This is a genomic window from Rhizobacter sp. SG703, assembly GCF_012275445.1.
Taxonomy (GTDB): domain Bacteria; phylum Pseudomonadota; class Gammaproteobacteria; order Burkholderiales; family Burkholderiaceae_C; genus Rhizobacter.
In genome coordinates this window covers 77175-95757 of sequence record NZ_JAAZQK010000005.1, presented here as the reverse complement: position 1 = coordinate 95757, position 18583 = coordinate 77175, and the positions used below count along the sequence as shown (strand labels likewise).

Annotated in this window: 13 protein-coding genes; 3 read left to right on the top strand and 10 right to left on the bottom strand. The window is 70.6% G+C overall.

What is annotated here, in order from left to right; all coding sequences use genetic code 11:
* Positions 1-107: 107 nt before the first annotated feature.
* Positions 108-1712: an RNA repair transcriptional activator RtcR gene (gene rtcR / locus FHT26_RS11165; RefSeq protein ID WP_168560214.1), complete on the top strand. Its 1605-nt coding sequence runs from the start codon at positions 108-110 to the stop codon at positions 1710-1712.
* A gap of 557 nt (positions 1713-2269) precedes the next feature.
* On the opposite strand, the gene FHT26_RS11160 is transcribed toward rtcR, so the two are convergent.
* The 3 genes from FHT26_RS11160 to FHT26_RS11150 all read right to left on the bottom strand — a co-directional run bounded on the left by FHT26_RS11160 (position 2270) and on the right by FHT26_RS11150 (position 7830).
* Complete coding sequence (locus FHT26_RS11160; RefSeq protein WP_210427340.1) at positions 2270-5878, bottom strand: ABC transporter permease/M1 family aminopeptidase; 3609 nt, start codon at positions 5876-5878, stop codon at positions 2270-2272.
* Positions 5875-6780, bottom strand: a complete 906-nt coding sequence (locus FHT26_RS11155) for an ABC transporter ATP-binding protein (protein WP_168560213.1) — start codon at positions 6778-6780, stop codon at positions 5875-5877. The genes FHT26_RS11160 and FHT26_RS11155 overlap by 4 nt, the downstream gene beginning before the upstream one ends.
* Positions 6781-6915: 135 nt before the next feature.
* On the bottom strand, positions 6916-7830 hold the full coding sequence (locus tag FHT26_RS11150; RefSeq protein WP_168560212.1) for an SMP-30/gluconolactonase/LRE family protein: 915 nt from the start codon (positions 7828-7830) through the stop codon (positions 6916-6918).
* A 100-nt stretch (positions 7831-7930) separates the two neighbouring features.
* On the opposite strand from FHT26_RS11150, the gene FHT26_RS11145 reads away from it, so the two are divergent.
* Positions 7931-8491: a carboxymuconolactone decarboxylase family protein gene (locus FHT26_RS11145; protein ID WP_168560211.1), complete on the top strand. Its 561-nt coding sequence runs from the start codon at positions 7931-7933 to the stop codon at positions 8489-8491.
* 6 nt (positions 8492-8497) lie between these two features.
* Here FHT26_RS11145 and FHT26_RS11140 read toward each other — a convergent pair whose 3' ends face one another.
* Positions 8498-9454, bottom strand: a complete 957-nt coding sequence (locus FHT26_RS11140; protein WP_168560210.1) for a LysR family transcriptional regulator — start codon at positions 9452-9454, stop codon at positions 8498-8500.
* A 137-nt stretch (positions 9455-9591) separates the two neighbouring features.
* On the opposite strand from FHT26_RS11140, the gene FHT26_RS11135 reads away from it, so the two are divergent.
* On the top strand, positions 9592-10560 hold the full coding sequence (locus FHT26_RS11135; protein ID WP_168560209.1) for a retropepsin-like aspartic protease: 969 nt from the start codon (positions 9592-9594) through the stop codon (positions 10558-10560).
* 31 nt (positions 10561-10591) lie between these two features.
* Here FHT26_RS11135 and FHT26_RS30485 read toward each other — a convergent pair whose 3' ends face one another.
* The 6 genes from FHT26_RS30485 to FHT26_RS11105 form a co-directional block, all read right to left on the bottom strand.
* Complete coding sequence (locus FHT26_RS30485) at positions 10592-12736, bottom strand: ATP-binding protein (RefSeq protein WP_168560208.1); 2145 nt, start codon at positions 12734-12736, stop codon at positions 10592-10594.
* A 142-nt stretch (positions 12737-12878) separates the two neighbouring features.
* Positions 12879-13454 carry a DUF2894 domain-containing protein gene (locus FHT26_RS11125; protein WP_168560207.1) on the bottom strand — a complete coding sequence of 192 codons (576 nt, stop codon included), beginning with the start codon at positions 13452-13454 and terminating at the stop codon, positions 12879-12881.
* Complete coding sequence (locus FHT26_RS11120; RefSeq protein WP_168560206.1) at positions 13447-14097, bottom strand: OmpA family protein; 651 nt, start codon at positions 14095-14097, stop codon at positions 13447-13449. The genes FHT26_RS11125 and FHT26_RS11120 overlap by 8 nt, the downstream gene beginning before the upstream one ends.
* Complete coding sequence (locus tag FHT26_RS11115) at positions 14094-15905, bottom strand: hypothetical protein (RefSeq protein ID WP_168560205.1); 1812 nt, start codon at positions 15903-15905, stop codon at positions 14094-14096. Before FHT26_RS11115 ends, FHT26_RS11120 begins: the two co-directional genes overlap by 4 nt.
* Complete coding sequence (locus FHT26_RS11110) at positions 15902-16570, bottom strand: DUF3348 domain-containing protein (RefSeq protein WP_349238129.1); 669 nt, start codon at positions 16568-16570, stop codon at positions 15902-15904. Before FHT26_RS11110 ends, FHT26_RS11115 begins: the two co-directional genes overlap by 4 nt.
* Before the next feature lie 103 nt (positions 16571-16673).
* On the bottom strand, positions 16674-18569 hold the full coding sequence (locus FHT26_RS11105) for a sulfatase-like hydrolase/transferase (RefSeq protein WP_168560204.1): 1896 nt from the start codon (positions 18567-18569) through the stop codon (positions 16674-16676).
* Between the last annotated feature and the right edge of the window lie 14 nt (positions 18570-18583).

The following is an 18583-nucleotide window of genomic DNA, read 5'->3' as shown; positions in this document are numbered from 1 at the left end:
TCACATCAAGGATTTCCACCAGCATCACGGCCTGGAACGATCCGCAGAGCCAAGAACGGACGCTGCTGGAACCTAGAATTCCCGCTATTCATCTAGAAACACAGCGCATGAAGCACACCGTCGTCGTCGGCTTCCTCGGCACCCAGCTCGACGCCGGCCAAGGCGCCGGCCGCTGGGAGAAGTGGCGTCCCACCGTCTCGCTGGTGCAGCAACCCGACGTCGTCGTCCATCGCATCGAGCTGATCCACACGCCGCGCCACCTGGGGCTCGCCCAGCAGGTGCAGCGCGATATCGCCTCGGTCTCGCCGGAGACGCTGGTGCACCTGATCCCGATGGACGTGGCCGACCCGTGGGACTTCGGCGAGATGTACGGCGCGCTCTACGACTGGGTTCGCGCCTACCCGTTCGACACCGAACGCGAGCAGTACCGCGCCCACATCACCACCGGCACGCACGTCGCACAGATCTGCATGTTCCTGATGGTCGAGTCGCGCTTCATCCCCGGCGTGCTGCTGCAGACCGCGCCGCCGAAGAAGCAGACGCACGACAACCCAGGCAGCCTGACGCTGATCGACCTCGACCTGTCGCGCTACGACGTGCTGGCGCGGCGCTTCCATCAGGCGCAGCAGGATGCGGTCGACTTCCTGAAGGACGGCATCGCGACGCGCAACCGCGCCTTCAATGCGCTGATTGACGAGATCGAGCGCGTGGCGGTGCGCTCGCGCGCGCCGATCCTGCTGACCGGCCCGACCGGCGCCGGCAAGTCGCACCTCGCGCGGCGCATGTTCGAACTGAAGAAATCGCGCCACCAGCTCAGCGGCGAATTCGTCGAAGTCAACTGCGCGACGCTGCATGGCGACGGCGCCGCGTCCACGCTGTTCGGCCACCGCAAGGGCGCGTTCACCGGCGCGGCGGCCGACCGCGCCGGCCTGCTGCGCAGCGCGCACGGCGGCGTGCTGTTCCTGGACGAGATCGGCGAGCTGGGCCTGGACGAGCAGGCGATGCTGCTGAAGGCGGTGGAGGAGAAGCGCTTCTACCCGATGGGCAGCGACCGTGAGGTCGCGAGCGACTTCCAGCTGATGGTCGGCACCCACCGCGACCTGCGCGTCGACGTGGCCGAGGGCCGCTTCCGCGAAGACCTGTACGCCCGCATCAACCTGTGGAGCTACGTGCTGCCGGGCCTGGCGCAGCGGCCGGAAGACATCGAGCCGAACATCGAGCACCTGCTGGCCCGCGCGGCGGCCGAGAACGGCCGCGCGGTGCGCTTCAACGCCGAGGCCCGCGCGCAGTACCTGCGCTTCGCGCAATCGCCCGAGGCGCTGTGGCGCGGCAACTTCCGCGACCTGTCGGCCAGCATCACGCGGCTGGCGACGCTGGCCGACGGCGGCCGCATCTCGTCGGCGCTGGTCGATGCCGAGTTGCGGCGCCTGCGCTGGCTGTGGGAGCACCCGGCGGGCGACGCGCCGACGAGCGACGGCGTCGACCTCGACGCGCTGCTCGGCGACGCCGCCGCGTCGCTCGACCTGTTCGACCGGCTGCAACTGCAGTCCGTCGTGCAGACCTGTCGCCGCTCGCGCAGCCTGTCGGAGGCGGGCCGCCAGCTGTTCGACGTGTCGCGCCGGCAACGTAGCGTCGTCAACGATGCCGACCGGCTGCGCAAGTACCTCGCGAAGCACGGCCTCGGCTGGGACCGGGTGACGTCCGAAGGGTGACAGCCTGACGCCGCGGCGGGGGAATCGAACCCCCTGGCCCTGGCCGCAGGGCATCGCGCCGCGCGGTATGTCGTTCAGGGCCGGCTCCGTCGGCGTCCACTGCACTTCGGCTGTGTCCAAGCGCGAGCATCCCGTCGGATGTGGTGTCTCGCTGCACGGGGTCCGGGTCCGGACCGCGCACATCCCGCGCCGCCAACACCATTTCGTGCGGTCGCGGAGGGCAAGGGCACACCCGAAGTGGAGCGGGTGGCGTGTGTCGAAAAGTCGTTCGAAAAAGTCGCCCGAAAAGCAAAGAGGCCCGGATCCTTCGCGGAATCCGGGCCTCTGCGAACAGAGTCGAAGGGTGGGCCTACGCCCTGCCTTCTCCCGGATGCCCTCGATCGTTGCCATAACCCGTGCCCATCGCCATGCACAGGCACTCGCGCGATGCGCGGGCGGCTTGCGGCAGGTGAAGGGCGTGGGGGCGGCTGATCACGATGGGTCCTCGGTCGGTCGATTCGGTGCGCTTTTTCAAGCAAGGCGCGGATCGTAAAAACTCTTTACCGGTTCGTCAAGCACTACTTCGCGGCCGGCGTCACATCGACCTTCGCGAGGTTGTCCTCCGAGATGCGGTCGATGCGCTTGTTGTAGGGGTCGACGCCGGCAAAGGCCGGCGGCTTGTCCACCACCAGCGCGATCGACTGCCTGCCGCTGCGCACCGGCAGGCGCTCGAAGTGCAGCACCGACGCCGCGCCGAAGCCCTCCTTGCCCGGCTCGGCGCTGAACACGCCGATGTCCACCGGCTCGTCCAGCGGCGCCTCGGTCTCCTGCCCCTTGCCATCGGCATACAGCTTGCGCGCCTCGACCTGCAGCACCAGGTCGTAGCGGCCGTCGGCACGCTTCGTCGCGGTCGCGGCGGTCGCCTTCAGATCGAGCAGCGTGATCTTCTCGAACAGGTCGGTGATCAGCGCATCGTGCTGCGGGCCGGCCTCGGCGCGCAGGATGCGCAGGAAGTCGCGGCTGTTCGGGTAGGGCGCGGCCTTGAAGGCGTACTGCTTCAGCATCTTCGACAGCGCCCGGTTCACGACCTCCTCGCCGACCACCTCCTTCAGCCAGTACATCGCGAGCGAGCCCTTCTGGTAGTGGATGTAGCCCTGGTTCTCGACCCGTGCGAGCGGCAATTCCTCGACCACCTCGCCGCCGCGCTGGCGCAGGTAGCGGTCCAGTTCGTACTTCAGGAAGCGGCGGATCTGGTCGCGCCCGTACATCTTCTCCATCACCAGCAGGGCCGAGTACTGCGCGAAGCTCTCGACCAGCAGCTCGGCCCCCTGCTGCGAACTCGGCACCAGCTGGTGGCCCCACCACTGGTGGGCGATCTCGTGCGCCGTCACGTAGGTCACCACGTCGATCTTCTGCGGGTCGGTCAGCCGCGCGATGAAGCCGATGTTCTCCGAGTACGGGATGGTGTTGGCGAACGACTGCGCGAAATCGGCATACGACGGGAACTCCAGGATGCGCGCCTGCCGGAACTGGTACGGCGTGAACTTCTCGCTGAACATCTCGAGCGACAGCTTCATCGCCTGCATCATCCGGTCGACGTTGAACTCGTGGCCCGGCTGGTGGTAGACCGCCAGGTCGACGTCCTTCCAGCGGTCGCGCAGCACCGCATAGCGCGCCGACTGGATCGAGAAGAAGTGGTTGATCGGCGCATCGGGCTTGAAGTGCACCGTGCGCCGCCCGCCGGTCGTCGTGTCGCTGACGGTGTAACCCGGCGCGATCGGGGTCTGGTCGGCGTCGGTGGTCACCGTGATGTCGGCGTCGACCCAGTCGCTGTCCTTGCGGAAGCCGTTGTCGGCGCGTCCCGACTCGTCTTCCAGCGTCGGCGGCCGCAGGTCCGGCGCCAAGCCGTGCTTGCGGCGCTTCGCGCGGTCTTTCAGCAGCCCGTCGCGCGACATGCCGATGGCCGGCGCGATCTCCGCGTTGTCCACGAAGCTGCCGTTGGCCACCAGGCGCGTCAGCGGCTGGCCGTTCGGGAAGCCGCGTTCGGCCAGCGTCGTCGCGAAGCGCAGCACCCGCGTCTCATCCGGCTGCATCGGCGGCTCGAGCTTGTAGATGCGGTAGTGCTGCGTTGCCCACTCGCGCTGCAGCGTCGCGCCGGGCAGCTCGACGCGGTCGAGCGTCGTGCGCTCGGGCCACAGCAGGTGCAGCGTGTCGATCGGCGCGCCGCTGCGGTTGCGCAGCAGGTAGCTGCCGGTCGTCACCGCGCGCGGCTCGCGGGGATACAACTGCACGTCCAGCGTGACCGCGGTGATGCGCGGCTGCGGCAGCTTCTCGTACGCCAGGAAGTCACGCTCGAACTGCGCCAGCTCGGCCTCGTGCTGCGGCTGCGTCACGTAGGCGTTCAGCACGTTGGTGTTGTAGTAGATCCAGCCGCCGCTGCCCGCCCACACCGCGAGGCCGAGCGCCAGCAGCACGCCGGCGCCACCGCGCAGGTGACGGCCCATGTGCGCCAGGCGCGGGCGCAGCGCGAGATTCGCGCCGCGCCGCCACAGCGCATGCGACAGCACCGCCAGCACCAGCGCGAAGCCGCCCCAGTACACCTGGAACCAGGCCTGCGCGATCCAGAAGCGGCCGAGGCCGTTCATGTCCGACAACGGCACGTTCGGCGTGCCGCCATAGTTGTAGAGGTTGTGCTCGAAGCCGGCCGCCGCGAGCGCGACCGAGCCGACGATGTACAGCAGCATCACGCCCCAGCCGATGAACTTCTGCGGCACCAGCACCTGCACGAACACCGCTAGCACCGCCAGCAGCAGCGCACCGACCGTCATCGGCAGCACGAACCACAGCAGGTAGGCCGCCGGCTCGAAGCGGGTGTAGCCCTTCAGCGCCTGCACCAGCATGCCGGTCAGCATCGCGACCGCCGCGCTGGCCGTCAGCACCAGCGCGATCGCGACGATCTTCGGCAGCAGGTGCGCCCAGTCGGGCGCGGCGGTCGCGTCGACGATCTCGTGCATGCGGCGCTCGCGGTCGCGCCACACCAACTCGCCGGCATAGAAGATCGCGATGATGATCGGCATCAGGCTGAAGGTACCGGCCAGCGTCTGCACCATCAGGCGCGTCACCGGGTACGAGCCGCTGCCGTACCACTCGCCGCTGAACCACAGCGCGCCGCCGGCGTTCAGCACCCCGATGCCCAGCAGCACGAAGAAGGCCGGGCTGCGGAACACGAAGGCCATGTCGAAGCGTGCGAGCCGCCACAGCTGCGCACGGCGCGTCGGCGCATCGGCGCGCGCCACCGGCAGTGCGCCGATCGCGGTGGGCGCTGCGGCGCGGTCGGGCGCGGCGTCCTTCTCCTTCGACGCCTTGCCGGCCGGTGCGCCGCGCTGCTCGAAGCGGAACAGCCGGCAGGCCAGCGCGAACACCGCCAGCGCGATGCCGGACCACAGCAGCCGGTTCGCCAGCATCGGTCCCGCCATCGCCGGTAGCAGCGTGTTGCGCTCGGCAGCCGTCCAGTACTTGGTCGCGATGCTCAGCGCCGACAGCCCGAACGGGTCGAGCAGCGCCGCGAGGGCGTCGTGCTGCGGGTTGCGCAGCAGGCCGCGCATCACGAAGTACAGCACCAGCATCGCGACCGCGCAGACGTAGGTCCACATCATCGAGCGCGTCGCGGTGGCGGCCGCGAAGAACAGCGCCGACACGATCAGCAGCGTCGGCAGCCCGAACGCGAACAGCGCGTACAGGTAGTGCGCAAGGTGAAACCCGCCGACCTTCTCGCCGTCGACCCACGGCATCGCGACGCCGACCAGGATGCCGAGCGGGATCGACGCCAGCACGAGCAACGCGACCAGGTTCGCGCCGATGAAGCGGCCGACCAGGTAGGCCCCCTTGCCGAGCCGCGTCGACCGCAGGATGGGCGCGAAGCCGGTCTCGTCGTCGCGGATCACGACGTTGCACACCATCGCGACCACGACGAACACCGCGAACAGGCTCATGACCGCCAGCGTCTGCAGGATCGCGAACGGCGAGTTCAGGTGCACGTTGCCGCGGCTGCCGATCTGGATCGTGTCGACCGTGACCGAGCCGAACGACAGCAGGAAGAACATCAGGCAGCCGACCCAGAAGACCGGGCTCTTCAGCTGGTAGCGGACTTCAAAACGGGCGACGTGCCCGAGCATGCCGCCGCTCATGCCACGGCCTCGGTCGCCGCCACGGCGGACTCGCGCCGATGCGCATGCAGCGTCGAGAAGTAGACGTCCTCCAGCCCCGCCTCCACCGGCGCGAAGCCCGGTGCCGGCGCGTCGTCGGCCAGCACGTGCACCACCGGCCGGCCGCCGCGCAGCCGGGTCGCGATCACGTCCATGCGGCTGCGCGCGTCGGCCAGCTCTTCCTTCGCGACCTCCCCCTGCCAGACGCGGCCGACCATCTCGGCGATCAGCGCCTGCGGCGTGCCGCTGCGCACGATGCGCCCGCCGACCAGGATCGCCATCCGTGGGCACAGGTCGGTCACGTCATCGACGATGTGGGTCGACAGGATCACGACGACGTTCTCGCCGATCTCGGCCAGCAGGTTGTTGAAGCGGTTGCGTTCCTCCGGGTCGAGGCCTGCGGTCGGCTCGTCGACGATGATCAGCCGCGGGTTCGCGATCAGCGCCTGCGCGATGCCGAAGCGCTGGCGCATGCCGCCCGAGAAGCCGGCGATGGCTTTCTTGCGCACGTCCCACAGGTTGACCTGCTGCAGCAGCGATTCCACCGTCTCGCGGCGCTCGCCGCGCCCGGCCACGCCCTTCAGCACGGCCAGGTGGTCGAGCATGTCGTACGCCGACACCCGCGGGTAGACGCCGAAGTCCTGCGGAAGGTAGCCCAGCACCGCGCGCAGCTTCGCCGGTTCGGCCAGCACGTCGATGCCGTCGAACGCAATGCGGCCGGCACTCGGCTGCTGCAGCGTCGCCAGGCAGCGCATCAGCGAGGACTTGCCGGCGCCGTTCGGCCCGAGCAGCCCGAACATGCCGCGCGGGATGTCGAGGGTCACGCCGTCGAGGGCGCGGGTGCCGTTGGCATAGGTGTGCGACAGCTGGGCGATGGTCAGCATGCGGATCTCCGTCGGGCGGTGGGGAAAAAGAGGGACAAGCAAGGAACAGGCAAGGACTCTAGGGCCGGCGCGACGAAAGGCCAGCGCGGCGCGACAGGCTGCACGCCCGGACGGACAGGCCGCTCGCGATGGCGCTCAGAACGTCTTCGCGCCGTTGACCGGCAGCAGCACCGACAGCAGCGAGCTGGTCGCGCACAGGAACAGCCGGTTGCGCTTCGGCCCGCCGAACACGACGTTGGCGACGCGCTCGGCCGTCTTCACCTTGCCGATCAGCGTGCCGTCGGGCGCAAGGCAGTGCACGCCGTCGGCCGCGCCGCACCACAGCCGGCCGGCGTCGTCGACGCGAAAGCCGTCGAAGAGCCCGGCGCTGCAGGTCGCGAACACCTCGCCGCCCGACAGCCCGCCGCGCGCCGTCACGTCGAACATCCGGATGTGGCGCGGCCCGCCCGGCTGGTGGGTGGCGCCGCTGTCGACGATGTAGAGCTTCGATTCGTCGGGCGAGAACGCGAGGCCGTTCGGCCGCACGAAGTCGTCGGCGACGCGCACGCAGTCGCCGCTGCGCGGGTCGAGCCGGTAGACGTGGCAGCCGCCGGTCTCGCTGTCGCCGCGGTGGCCTTCGTAGTCGGAGTCGATGCCGTAGGCCGGGTCGGTGAACCAGATCGACTCGTCGGACTTCACGACCAGGTCGTTCGGGCTGTTCAGCCGCCGGCCCTGCACCCGGTCGACCAGCGTCGTGATGCGGCCGTCGTGCTCGGTGCGGGTCACGCTGCGCGAGCCGTGCTCGCAGGTGACGAGCCGGCCCTGGCGGTCCAGCGTGTTGCCGTTCGCGAAGTTCGACGGCGCGCGGAAGGTGCTGACGCGGCCGTCGGTCTCGTCCCAGCGCAGCATCCGGTCGTTCGGGATGTCGCTCCACAGCAGGTAGCGCCCGGCCGGCACGTAGACCGGCCCCTCGGCCCAGCGCAGGCCCTGGTGCAGCGTCTCGACGCGGGCGCTGGTGCGCACGCAGTGGCGGAATCGCTCGTCGAGGATCTCGAAATCCGTCTCAGCCATGGTCTGCTCCCGGCAGCGCCGGCTGCCGGCCCCGACTGTAGGCGATCGGGGCTGCGGCATCATCTGCCTTCGTCCAACCACCGATCGGAAGAGCGCCCCCATGCGATTGCCACCCCTGCCGGACCATGCGATGACCCCCGCCCAGCGCGCCGCCGCCGATGAACTGATCGCCGGCCCGCGCAAGGCCGTCAAGGGCCCGTTCATCGCGCTGCTGCGCAGCCCCGAGCTGCTCGCCCACGTGCAGAAGCTGGGCGCCTTCCTGCGCTTCGGCACCTCGCTGCCGGTGCGCGTCAGCGAGTTCGCGACGCTGCTGGTCGCGCGGCACTGGCGGCAGCAGTTCGAATGGAAGGTGCACGTGGCGCTCGCGCTGCAGGCGGGCACCGCGCAGGCCACGATCGACGCGCTGCGCGACGGCCGCCGCCCCGACACGATGGACGCCGACGAGACGCTGGTGCACGACTTCTGCACCGAGCTGCTGGCGCAGCACGGCGTCAGCGAGACGACCTGGGCGCGCACGGTCGCGCGATTCACCGAAGCGGGCGCGGTCGAGCTGACCGGCCTGGTCGGCTACTTCGCGATGGTGTCGATGGTGTTGAACGTCGGCCACATCCCGGCCGAGCCGGGCGGCGACATCGCCCCGCTGCCGGTGCTGCCGCCCTGAGGACGCTCAGCGCGGCGGCGGCCGGTCGAGCATCGCGAGCCACGGCGACGGCTGCCGCCCGTCGAGGGGCGTCGGCAGGCCGTCGAACTCGCGCTGGAACAGCGCCACCAGCCAGTCGCTGAAGGCCCGCAGCTTGGCCGCCGGGTGGCGCAGGCGCGCATGCAGCAGCGTCAGCGGCAGGCTGCCGGCGCTCCAGTCGGCCAGCACCTGCACCAGCCGGCCGTGCGCCAGGTGGTCGACGACCACGCGGCTGCACGGCGCCTGCACCAGGCCCAGCCCGGCGACGGCGGCCGCGATGGCGGTGTCGACGTCGTTGCAGGCGACGCGGTGCGTGCCGCGCAGCGGGTGGTGTTCGCCGCCGCGGTGGAAATCGAACGGAAACAGGTGGCCGTCGCGCGGCGAATAGAAGTTGACGACGCAGTGCTGCGCCAGGTCGTCGAGCGTGCGCGGCGTGCCGTGCGCATCGAGGTAGGCCGGCGCCGCGCAGGTGACGATCGGCAGGCGACCGAGCGGCCGCGCCACCAGGCGCTCATCGTGCACCTCGCCGGCGCGCACGACGCAGTCGTAGCCTTCGGCCAGCGGATCGACCGGGCGGTCGGAGCTGCCGAGCTCGAGCACGATCTCGGGGTAGCGGCGGAAGAAATCCGCCAGCGCCGGCGCGATCACCTGCCGCCCCATCGCCGCCGGCACGTCGACGCGCAAGCGACCCGACGGTGCCCCGGACGGATCGTGCAGCGCCCCCTCGAGCTCGCGCATCTGCCCCAGCATCGCGAGCGCACGCTGGTGGAACAGCGCGCCTTCGTCGGTCAGGCTGATGCGTCGCGTGGTGCGAATCAGCAGCCGCACGCCGAGGTGCGCCTCGAGCGCCTGGATCACCGTGGTGACGCGGGCCTTCGGCATCTGCAGCGCGAGGCCGGCCCGCGTGAAGCTGCCCAGCTCCACCACGCGGGTGAAGACTTCCATGCCATGAAAGCGATCGATCAAGGCGGGTGCGGCGGATTGGCGCCTGCTCCGTTTTTTGCGAGCCGAAGACTCTAGACGCTCGCACCGGGCAGAGCGCCGATACCATCGCGCAAACAGATGACGTGACAGACGCGCAGATGCCCCCCTTCCCCGATCCCCTGACCGCCATCTTTCGCCGCGTCGCCGGCGCGGCCCTCATCGCCGTCGGGCTGGCCGCCACGACCGGCGCCGCTGCGGCCTGCCGCTTCACGAAGGTCGGCACGCTGGCCGTCGACGTGTCGACCTCCGGACCGCTGATCGACGGCGCGATCAATGGGCAGCCGATGCGCGTGTCGGTCGACATCGGCTCGACGGCGACGCACATCGACCGCGCGACTGCCGAGTGTGCGAAGCTGACGCTGCAGCACACGCAGTTCGTGCTGTATGGAACCGCCGGCGAAACGCGCGCCTATCGGGCGCTCGCCGATGAGATCAGCTTCGGCCCGCTGCGCTGGCAACGTGCCGGCATCGGCGTGGCCTGGGACGACCAGGGCCCGAGCAGGCGGCAGGCGGTGCTGGCCGCCGACTACCTGCTGCAGACCGATCTGGAGATGGTGTTGGCGGATCGGCAGCTGCGCTTCTTCCGCCCCGACGGCTGCGCCGACGCGTTCCTGGCCTACTGGGACGAGCAGGCCGCCGAGCTGTCGATGGTCGAGCGCAACGCGCAGGACCGCCGCGCGGTGGTCGAGGTGCAGCTCAACGGCAAGCCGGTCCGTGCGATCTTCTCGTCATCGTCGCCCACCAGCGTCATCGACCAGGCGGCTGCAAGGCGCGCCGGCGTCCAGATGCCGGAAGGCGCGCCGCCGTTGTGGCCGGGCCGCTTCGACAGCATCGATTTCGGCACGGAATCGATCCGCAACACGCAGGTGCTGGTCACCGACCGGTGGGCCGCCTACCGCCGCAAGCATTCGAGCTGGGACGATGCCGAGCGCGTCGCCGGGCAACCCGAGATGATCATCGGCCTGGATTTCCTGAAGGTCCACCGCGTGCTGTTCTCGTCCAGCCAGGGCCGCGTCTACCTGAGCCACCTCGGCGGGCCGGTGTTCTCGCTGGGCGATCCGCCGTGAACGCGCCGCGTCCTGCCCCGGCAATGGCCGCTCAGGTCACCCGCGTGCGGCAGTGCCGCAGCATCACCCGCACCAGCTCGTCCGCGTCGATCGGCTTGGTCACGCGGTCGACCATGCCGGAGGCGATGCAATGCTCGCGCTCTTCGGGCAGCGCATGCGCCGTCTGGCCGATGATCGGCAAGTGCGGGTACAGCGCGTGGATGCGCCGCGCGGTCTCGTAGCCGTCGATGCCCGGCATCATCACGTCGAGCAGCACCACGTCGTAGCGGGCGCCCGGTGACGAGACGCGAGCCACCGCCAGGTGCCCGTCGCCGACGATGTCGGCCTGCGCGCCCTCGCTCTCGAGCAGGCTCTGGATCACGATCTGGTTGACGATGTTGTCCTCGGCCACCAGCACCCGCAGGCCGGTCAGCCGCTCGCGCACCGGCACGTCGACGGCCGCGGCCGGCGCGTGGTCAACGGACGGGCCGGCCGGCATCGCACCGGCCAGCGGCAGCCGCACGCAGAACACCGAGCCCTCACCGGAGCGGCTGGACACCCGGATCGAGCCCTTCATCAACTCGACCAGCCGCTTGCTGATCGCCAGACCCAGCCCGGTGCCGCCGTAGCGCCGCGTGGTCGATGCGTCGGCCTGCTCGAACGACACGAACAAGCGTCCCACCTGCTCGGCCGACATGCCGACGCCGCTGTCGCTGACCTCGACCAGCAGCTCGCCATGGTCCACCTGCAGGCTCAGCGACACCTCGCCCGCATCGGTGAACTTCACCGCGTTCGACAGCAGGTTCAGCAGCACCTGCCCGAGCCGCAGCCCGTCGACCCGCATCAGCTCGGGCACCCGCTCGTCGATCCGCAGCTGCAGCCCGACACCCTTGTCGGCCGCCGCCTGCCGCACCAGGTCGACCGCGCGCTGCGCGACCGGACGCAGCGGTGTCGGCGCCTCGTCGAGCAGCAGCTTGCCGGCCTCGATCTTCGACATGTCGAGCACGTCGTTCAGGATGCCCTGCAGCAGCTTCCCGGATTCGAGGATGCGCCCGAAGCGGCTGCGCACCTCGGGCGACGACGTGAGATCGCGAAAGCCGATCTGCGCGAAGCCGAGCACGCCGTTCAGCGGCGTGCGGATCTCGTGGCTCATGTTCGCGAGGAACAGCGACTTCGACTGGCTGGCGGCCTCGGCGCGCTCACGCGCCGCCTGCAGCTCGCACAGCACCGCCGCGCGGTGCCGTGCCGCCCGGTACTGCGTGCCCAGCAGCGCGGCGACGCCAGCCACCAGCACGAACCAGAACGCCACCGCGATCGCCACCTCGCGCTGCCACGGCGCCATCATCTCGCCGTGCTCGAGCCCGATCAGCACGTAGGCCGGGTAGCGGCCCAGCTGGCGGTACATCACGGTGCGCCATTGCGCGTCGATCGTGCTGCGCGTCTCGAAGCCACCGGCGACCTGGCCGCTCGCCACCGCCTGCTGCGTCTCGGGCGAGTTCAGGCGCGCCGGCTTCTCGTCGGCGACCAGCGCCACCTCCGGCAGGCGCAGCAGCACCTCGCGGTCGGCGTTGAAGACGGTGATCACGCCGCGCTCGCCGATGCGCAGCGAACGCATGATGTCGCCCAGTTCGTCGAGGTCCATGTTGAGGTACACGACGCCCGCCAGCGCACCGCCCGCGTCACGCAGCTGGTGGGCGATCGGCAGCACCCAGCGCGACGTGATGCGCGACTTCAACGGCAGCCCGAGCACCAGCCCCGGCGTGTTGACGGCCTGCTGGAAGAAGTGGCGATGCGCGACGCTGAGCGCCCGCTGCGCATCGGCCCCGGCGCCGTACTGCACCAGGCCGGCCGCATCGGCCGCGCGCAGCGCCGGTGCCTCGGGCAGGCGTTGCTGCAGCCCGATCAGCACCTCGGTGAACTGATCCGCGCGCACCGGGCCCAGGCTGCTGAGCCGCCGGTACTCCTGCGCCGCCGACTGCAGCACCAGGTCGGCCGCCTGCAATCGCGTGAAGAGGTAGCGCTCCAGGTTCAGCGTCAGGTTGCGCAGGTTGTCGGCCGCCGCCGCCTGGTAGCGCTGGTGGCTGGTCCACAGCGAGAACGCGAGGAACCCCGCCACCACCGCCAGCGCGAGCGCTGCGCCGATGGCCAGGCGTCGAAACGGCTGTCGCCAGTCCTGTGCGCTCGGCTCGTCGCTCACGTCGGCTCCCTGCATCGCGGCACGCCTCGCGCCGTGCGCTCATTGCGGTGGATCGGTTATAGCCCCGTCCGGCGTTCCACGCCAACCGAAGTTCCACCCAGGCGCGGATCAGCAAGTCTGAGGATGCGCATTCCGCCGCACATCAGCTTGACCCCTGTTGCAACGACAGCAACGCATCGACATGGGCCACGAAACGGTCGAAGTAGCCGGGCGACAGCTCGCGCATCAAGGTCAACGAGCGGTGCACCAGGTGGTGCGAGTTCAGCGGGCCGGCGTTCTGCGGCAGTGCGGCCTGCGATTGCGCCAGGCGCTGATCGGCACTCAGCCGCGACCAGGTGCGCCTGAAAAACGGCAGCGTTTCCAGTTCGACGGCCGCACCAATTGACGTGGGTTCCGGGCTCGCCGCCGACGGCATCCGCGCTGCGGAGCGCTCGCCCAGGTCGGCGACCAGCTCGGCCAGCATGCTGCGCGCTGGCGGAACGCCGTCGGCAGGCGGCCGCGGCTCGTCGTGCGGCGGTTGCGGCTGGTCCAGCCGACGCCGATGCGCCGCCACCAGCTGTGCGAGCCGCTCGTCAAGCACCCGCCGCACGGCGCCTTCGTGGTTCGCGGCCCGCCGGGCCAGCGCTTCGAGGATGCGCAAGTGCACCCGGTCGGCCTGTGGCGCTTCACGCTCGCGCCAGGCCTCGACGGCCGGATCCGCCCGCGCGCCGTCAACCATGCGGCGCCGCCGTGGTACCGCGTGCCGGCCGCGGTGTCGGCGCCATCTCGACGCGCCGGTTCTTCGAGCGCCCCTGCGCATCGGCATTCGGCGCCACCGGCTGCTCCGAGCCGAATGCCGCCGCGAAGATCGACGACGACGGCAGGCCTTCCTCGATCAGCGTGCGCGTCACCGTCAGCGCGCGCTGGGCCGACAGTTCCCAGTTGTCGGCGAACTGCCGGTTGCCGCCGCGCACCTGGCGGTCGTCGGTGAAGCCGCTGACCATCAACACCTCGTCGCGCGCCTGCAGGTAAGCAGCCAGCGGCGCGGCCAGGCTCTGCAGCAGCTGCCGTCCTTCGGGCTGCAGGTCGGCGGAATTGAAGGCGAACAGCACGCTGCCGCTGATGCCGATGCGCCCGTGGTCGAGCGTCACCCGGCCGGCCGCCAGCGGCCCTGCCAGCGCACGCTCCAGCGCCTGGCGGCGCTGTTCCTCGAGCTGGTGTTGCCGCACCTCGTTCTCGAGCCGGCTCGCCAGCTCGAGCTGCGCGCCGATCGCGCACAGCAGGATCAGCACGAAGGCGCCGAGCAGGCCGGCCATCAGGTCGCCGAACACCGCCCAGACCGGTACCGACGATTCCCCGCCCGCGTCGATCTCTTCCATCACCGCACCGCCACGGCCGCCGGGGCCGCCGCCTTGCCGGCGAGGCGCTGCAGGTCCTCGATGATCTGCTTCTGCGACAGCAGGCTCAGGTCGATGACCTCGCGCGCCTGGGCCACGTAGTACGCGAGCTGGTCGTCGCTGCGCGCCAGCGACTTGCCCAGTGCGCTGTCGATGCGCTGCAGCTGGTTCACCAGCTTGTCGTTCGACTGGCCGAACAGCTCGACGGCCAGGCCGAAGGCCTCGCCGAGGCTGGCCACTTCGACCGCACTGCCGGTGACCTGGGCCGCGACGGCAGCCAGCTTGTCGGTCTGCGCATCGACCTGCTCGTTGAAGCGCGCACCGACGCGATCGAGCAGCGCGGCCGACGAGCCGACCAGCGCATCGATCGCGCCGCGCTGCTCGGTGGCGGCGTGCTGCACGGTGTCGAGCAGGCTGCCGAGCGTGCCGAGGATGCGGGCGCGCTCGTCGAGCAGCGTGTTGTCGCGCGCGATGCTGTCGGAGAGCTGGCGGCGCAGCTCGCCGATCACTTCGGCGGCGGCGCGCGGGGCTTCGGCCGCGGCCTGCAGCAGGCGGGCAATCTCGGCGGTGGTGGCCGTCGCCTGCGACTCGACCTGGGCGGCGATGTCGCGGGCACTGCGCTGCAGCGTCTCATGGACCTGCTGCTGCTGTGCGAGGCTCTGGGCGCCGGCCTGCTGCCACTCGCTGCGCAACGAGGCGGCCATCGACTCGAGGCGGTGCGTCATCGCGGCGAGGCGCTGCTGCTCGTGGGTGGCCGCGGCCGACTGCAACTCGGCATGCGCCTGCGCGACCGTCTTCAGCAGCGCGCTGCCGCGCTGCTCGAAGGCCTGCGCGAATCCGTCGAGCGACGACTGCCACGTGGTCGAGAGGGTCTGGTGCAGCGCGGCTGTCTCGTGCGCGATGCCGGCCATCGTGGCCTCGACGGCCGGGCGGATCGTCGCGCCGGCCAGGCGGGCGCTTTCCGCGAGGCTCTCTTTCAGCGTGCGATCGACCGACGAGGCGAGCGCGATGAACGCCGCCTCGGCCGTGCCGTGAAAGCGCTCCTGGCTGGCCAGCAGGCGGGCGTTCGATGCCTCGGCCTGCCGCTCCATCGCCTGCATCACGGCATGCAGGCCGTCGACCAGCGCCGGCATCTGCTCGACCTGGCGCTGCAGCAGCTTCAGCGATTCCTCGCGCTGGTGGACGCCCGAGAACGGACGCAGCGTGGTGGCGATCTTCGCGTCGAGCTGCTGCAAGGCCTGCACGCGTTCGCGTCGGGCCAGTGCCGACAGCAGGCCGAGCGCCGCGGAGGCGGCCACGCCGGCGATCGAGGTGCCGAAGGCGAGTCCGAGGCCCTGCACCGGCGCGACCAGCGAGGCGCGCACGGCCTGCAGGTCGGTCGAGGCGTCGAGCGCCATGCCGGTGCCGCGCAGCGTGAACACCATGCCGACGAAGGTGCCGAGCATGCCGAGCAGCACCAGCAGGCCGGCCAGGTAGGGCGCCAGCGCCGGGCCGGGGAAGCCGGCGGATTCGCCTTCGATGCGGCGTCGCACTGCGTTCTGCAGCGACGCCGGCACGCCATCGAGCCACGGCCGCAGGCCGGGCAGCGGATCGGCCAGGCCGCCGACGGCCCGGGCCAGCATGGCGGTGGCCTGCCGGAAGCGGTGCAGTTCGAGCGCGCCGATCGCGTAGAACGCGCCGATCAGCGCGGTGATGGCCAGCGCGAGCGGGTGGGAGCCGACGTAGCCGGCACCGACCCAGCCGAGGGCGGCCAGGCCGGCCAGGAACACGGCGTGAGGGAGAAATCTGGTCATGGTTGGTCTGGTGACGACCCGCGAAGGGCTTCGAGGAGCCCGTCGACCGGTTGCATTCGGTGGTCCAGTTCGGCGAGCAGGACCTCGCGCATGTCCTGGCAGAAGGTGTCGCGCCAGGCGTCGGGCTGACGGCCCTGCACGCGCGCGAAGTGCCGTTCGAGCCACGCCGGCACCGTGGCCAGCAGCGTGCGTTCGCGGGCACCGATGACCTTGTCCATCACCGCGTCCACCGCCGCCAGGCGCGCCAGCGCCGGCGAGGCGGACGACAGCGCCGTGCGCACCCGGCGGCGCAGCGGCGCGATGCCCGCGTCCATCGCCTGCTGCCAGCCGAGGTAGCGCTGGCGGTGCGGCGCGAAGTCGTCGCTGGTGGGATCGACGGAAGCACCGAGCTTGGCGATGGCCTCGCGCACGCGACGGCAGTCGCGGTCGGCCGCAGCGGCCGCCGCGTTTGCAGCGGCGCGCGATTCGACCACCGCCGCCTGCGGACCGTCCAGCGCCGATGACAGCGAGATCGCGTCCGTCCAGTCGAACCATCGGCACAGCCCGTCCGAGAAGCTGTCCTTCGGCGCCGGGATGTCGGTGTCGCCCAGCGCAGCCAGCAAGCGGATCAGCGCGGAGCCGGAAAGAGGTGTGCGGCGCGGTGCGCGCGCCAGGGTGCCAGTCAAGGTGCCAACGAAAAAACCTCGGATTTTACCGGGGTGGCCGCCCTTGGTTCGTGGGGGGGTGGGAACGGGCGGCTCGGTCGCGGCAGGACGAGGAAGGTCGAGTTCACGGCAGTTCGAACTCATTGAGGTCCCGCCACAGGTACGAGAGGTAGGCCCCGCGCACCGCCGGCACCTGGCAGGCTTCCAACAGCCCACCGCATTGCGCTCTTGCCGACACGTTGGCGGCCAGCCAATCGTCCAGCGGCGCGCCGGCGGCCTGCGCGAGCAGGCCGGGCAGGAACACGATGTCCACGGCACGCGGCGCCTGTTTTTCGGCCTGTCTCGCGATCGAGCCGCCCTGGTTGCTCGACACCTCGTACCACGTCTGGTACTTCGCGGGCACCGTCCCGGACTCCGTCGGGAGGGACTGCATGCGCTGTCTCAGCGACATCGCGTTCGCGAACGGTGGCTGGTGATCTCCGAACCAGGCGAACACGGCCGGCCTGGGGGTGCCCAGCACCGCCGCGCGGGTGAGCTTCAACTCGCGTTCGAACTCGCGCGTGCGCCACACGTAGTCGGCGACGCTCTGTGCTTCGTCGGCCGAAAACACCTTGGATGCTTCGGCGACGAGTCCGGCCGGCACGCGTTCCATGTCCACGCCGTGCTCCGCGTGGTTGAAGATCGTCAGCACGAACAGGAACACCGGCTGGTCGTGCGTCCGCTCGCGTGCAAGAACCTCGCGGGCGGCGGCATGCACCAGCGCATCCGGCGTGTCGTAGCCCCCGGAGAGGCCTTGCTCCGTCGCGTCGTAGAACGCGTCGAAGCCGTAGGCGGCATAGGCCGCGCGGCCATTCATCATGCCGCCGCGTGTCGGGTACAGCGCCACCGTGCGGTAGCCGGCGGCCTTCAGCGACCGCACGAACGACCGGTGCGTGCCGGGCGCGATGTTGAACGGCGCGAACTCGCCCGCCGGCCCGAACGCGCTGTGCGGAACACCGGTCTGGAACGCGAACTCCGACTTCCAGGTTCCACCGCCGAAGGTGTGCACCTGCAGCGGCCCGCGTGCCACGGTCTGTTTCGTCGCGTCGAATGCGTCGAGTGCGCACAGGGCTGCCGGGCAGCCTGCGAGGGCAGCCGGGTTGAACTGGCTCTCCTGCAGGAACACGACGATGTCGGCCGGCCTGGCCCGTGCCGCGCCGGACATCAGCTGGCGGCTGTCGCGCTGGAACACGCCGGTGTCTGCGGCGCCGCCTTCCCAGCGAGGCACCATGAAGGCCGTCGCGAAGAACGTGAGGATCGGCCGATCGAGTTGGCCTTCTCCGATGATCCAGGCATCCCCGGCCGCGCTCAGTTGCGACGCCTTCCGCGCAACCAGGCCGCCGCTGTGCACGACCAGGAACAGCGCAAGGATCGCCGCGGTGCCTGGGGCTGCCCAGCGCGCGGTGCGGTCAGACGGAGTCGACCGCCAGGCCAGGAAGCAGGCCAGCGTCGCCAGGCCCAAGGCTCCGCCGGCGTACCAGAGCAACGTGGGCTGGCTCGCCATCACGTCGACGTTGTCGGCGAACTGCCGGAAGAAGAACCGGATGTCCTGCCAGGTCAGCGTGGTGCCGGCGAATTGCTCCTTCAGGCCGATGGCCGTCATCAGCAGCGCGACCAGCGCGCTTCCTGCCACCGCGGCAAAGCGGGGCCGCAACGTCAGCAGGTACGGCACCAGGCAGGCCACCAGCAGGGCGTGCGCGCCGAGATCGGCATCCACCCACGGACCGGCGAGCGGCGGAATGGCCAGCACGATGGCATCGGAGAGCCGTCGGCGGCCCAGGTAGACCACCAGGGCCGTGGCCACCGACAGCCGCAGCGGGGTCGACTGCGGAAGATGCCACAACGACGGCCAGAAACAGGGCGCGATCAGCAGACCGGCGCCAGCGAGGGCCACGCACGCCCACGCAAGGTGCCGCGCCGACGGGCGGCGGAATCGCGCCCTGGTCCGGCTACCGACAGCGTCGTTGACGACGTCATCCATCGACGTTCAAGGAC

Excerpts from the sequence above, each read along its gene's own strand:
- FHT26_RS11105 (WP_168560204.1), bottom strand. The coding sequence starts at position 18,569 with ATGGATGACGTCGTCAACGACGCTGTCGGTAGCCGGACCAGGGCGCGA.
- FHT26_RS11140 (WP_168560210.1), bottom strand. The coding sequence starts at position 9,454 with ATGGAAGTCTTCACCCGCGTGGTGGAGCTGGGCAGCTTCACGCGGGCC.
- FHT26_RS11155 (WP_168560213.1), bottom strand. The coding sequence starts at position 6,780 with ATGCTGACCATCGCCCAGCTGTCGCACACCTATGCCAACGGCACCCGC.
- FHT26_RS11160 (WP_210427340.1), bottom strand. The coding sequence starts at position 5,878 with ATGAGCGGCGGCATGCTCGGGCACGTCGCCCGTTTTGAAGTCCGCTAC.
- FHT26_RS11150 (WP_168560212.1), bottom strand. The coding sequence starts at position 7,830 with ATGGCTGAGACGGATTTCGAGATCCTCGACGAGCGATTCCGCCACTGC.
- FHT26_RS11135 (WP_168560209.1), top strand. The coding sequence starts at position 9,592 with ATGCCCCCCTTCCCCGATCCCCTGACCGCCATCTTTCGCCGCGTCGCC.
- FHT26_RS11145 (WP_168560211.1), top strand. The coding sequence starts at position 7,931 with ATGCGATTGCCACCCCTGCCGGACCATGCGATGACCCCCGCCCAGCGC.
- rtcR (WP_168560214.1), top strand. The coding sequence starts at position 108 with ATGAAGCACACCGTCGTCGTCGGCTTCCTCGGCACCCAGCTCGACGCC.
- FHT26_RS11115 (WP_168560205.1), bottom strand. The coding sequence starts at position 15,905 with ATGACCAGATTTCTCCCTCACGCCGTGTTCCTGGCCGGCCTGGCCGCC.
- FHT26_RS11125 (WP_168560207.1), bottom strand. The coding sequence starts at position 13,454 with ATGGTTGACGGCGCGCGGGCGGATCCGGCCGTCGAGGCCTGGCGCGAG.